Annotated in this window: 2 protein-coding genes; both read right to left on the reverse strand. The window is 50.4% G+C overall.

Annotated features, from left to right (window positions below; all coding sequences use genetic code 11):
• Window positions 1-67 precede the first annotated feature (67 nt).
• Entirely contained in the window at window positions 68-958 is an 891-nt protein-coding gene (locus Q0314_RS07930; RefSeq protein ID WP_298058059.1) for a hypothetical protein, read from the reverse strand.
• A 204-nt stretch (window positions 959-1,162) separates the two neighbouring features.
• On the reverse strand, window positions 1,163-2,126 hold a 964-nt coding region (brnQ, locus tag Q0314_RS07935; RefSeq protein ID WP_298058060.1), incomplete at its 5' end, for a branched-chain amino acid transport system II carrier protein.

The following is a 2,126-nucleotide window of genomic DNA, read 5'->3' on the forward strand; positions in this document are numbered from 1 at the left end:
AATTTTAGTTTTTCAGTTTAATTATTTCAATCCGTCCAAATTTAATACTAGTTTTTGCCTTTTGCGCTTAGCCTGCCCATAGTCCCCAAGTCGGGTGATTTTTAGCTTGATGAGCGGCAAACGGCTCGCTAAAATACCCCTGCCTAAACGCGACGTGATACGCGCGCTCGCCGCAGTATCTTTTTAGCCTAAACGCTTCGCCGCCGATACTCATTTCATCGCTAGCTTTCGCTTTTTGGACTCGGCTTTCTTCGCTCGGCGCGTTTTTGCCGGATTTGGGGTCGTTTAAATTTTCATCCGCTTGCGAATTTAGCTTGCTAGCATTAAATTTGACGTCATTTATGACGCCTTGCGTCTGGCTTAAATTTTCATCCGCCAGCTCCGCGCCGTTTGCGCCTCCCGTAAATTTAACCCTCTCAAGCGTAAAGCCTACGTCCTCCAAATAGTAGCCTAGATGCTCGCTAAGGCTGCCCTTATGCTTCAAAAACTTCTCCGCCGCCGCAGTCTCGCAGGCAAATTTTATATTTCGCGGCTGTCTTGTTTGCAGCAGGCACTCAAAAAGCCTTTGTTTATCGCCCCTGCTAGTTTGCGCGCTAGCTAGCCTCTCGCGCCAGATCTGCGAGCTCTCGTAGTCTAGCTCGCGCCACGGATAGCACTCATAGTATGTCCCGTCGTTTGGTCGCAAGCTAAAAATCTCGCTAAGAAACGGGTGCAAAAGCGGCGCAAACTCGAGGCTTGCTACGGCGATAACACCCCGGGCGTTTATTTGTCGCGCACTATTTTTGTTTGCTTGCTTTTTATCTCTTTGCGCCTCGTTTTTAGCTCCGCCCTCCTCGCACAAAATCTCCATCGCCGTAGAGACCAAAGCCCTAAAATCCTCTTTGCTAACGTAGCTCATAGCGTCATCTAGTAGCGCGCCGCTCTCTCGCCACCCGCGCAGTAAGCTATCAGCTAGCATAAAATACGCCGCCTCGTCGCCCTTTAGCCGCCAAAGCCCTCTCGCTCAAAATCCCGCGCTAACGCTAGCGCCTCGTCTTGTTTGCTCATATAGTTTCCTTTTTTAAAATTTTTTGCGAAAATTTAGCCGAGATTTTAAATTTTTGGCCGGGTAAATTTGACGCAAGGCGCCGTTTATGCGAATTTGGCGCCTTGCTGCTAGTAGTTAAAAAGTATTTTCTCTCTTTTCAAGCACGAGATGAAGGATATATGTCGCTGCAAATGCTACCGCGCTAGGCACTATCCAGCCTAGCATAGAGTCGTAAAACGGCATTTTTTTAACAAGATCCGTCACTAGCGGCACGGAGACGCCCGCGATATCAAGGCCGTTTATCGTGCCGACGACCACGCAGACGTAGACGCAGGTGCGGTAGACGAGCTTGCTCGAGTCAATCAGCGGGTTGATGAGCGAAAGGATGATGAGCATGATGGCGATCGGATAGATGGCGATGAGCACCGGTATGGAGCCCTTGATGATGGTCGTGAGGCCGAAATTCGCCACGCCAAAGCCGATCAAGCACCACGCCGCGACCCAAATTTTGTATTTGACTCGTCCGCCCGTTAGCTCCTCGAAGTATTCGCTAGCAGAGCTGATGAGTCCAAGCGTCGTCGTGATACAAGCTAGGAAAAACGCCGAACCCAGCACCAAAACGCCCGCCTTGCCGAAATAATGACCGCTAATGCGAGATAGCAACTCAGCTCCGTTTATCTCCGGCGCGTCTTTAAACAGCTCCGCCGATGTCGCACCCAAGTAGCCCAGCATCAAGTAAATCACCATCAAAATCACGCCCGCCGTCATGCCTGCCTTTATCGTCGATGAAACCAGGTGGCGCTCGTCTTTTACGCCCACGGTTCTGATAGCGTTTATCACGATGATACCAAACGCCAGCGACGCCAGCGCATCCATCGTCTGATAGCCCTCTACAAAGCCCTTAGCTGCGGCGCGCTGCGCGTAGTCACCGCTAGGAGCGACGAACTCGCCGATCGGGAACAAAAATCCCGCTCCAAAAAGTAGCAAAATAAGTACCAAAAGCAGCGGAGTTAGGTATTTGCCGAGTAGATCGACTAGTTTTGAGGGATTTAGGCAGATGTAATAATTTAGCGCAAAATACGCCGCCGAGTAAAAAAAC

The sequence above is a fragment of the uncultured Campylobacter sp. genome (genome assembly GCF_938040115.1).
GTDB lineage: Bacteria > Campylobacterota > Campylobacteria > Campylobacterales > Campylobacteraceae > Campylobacter_A.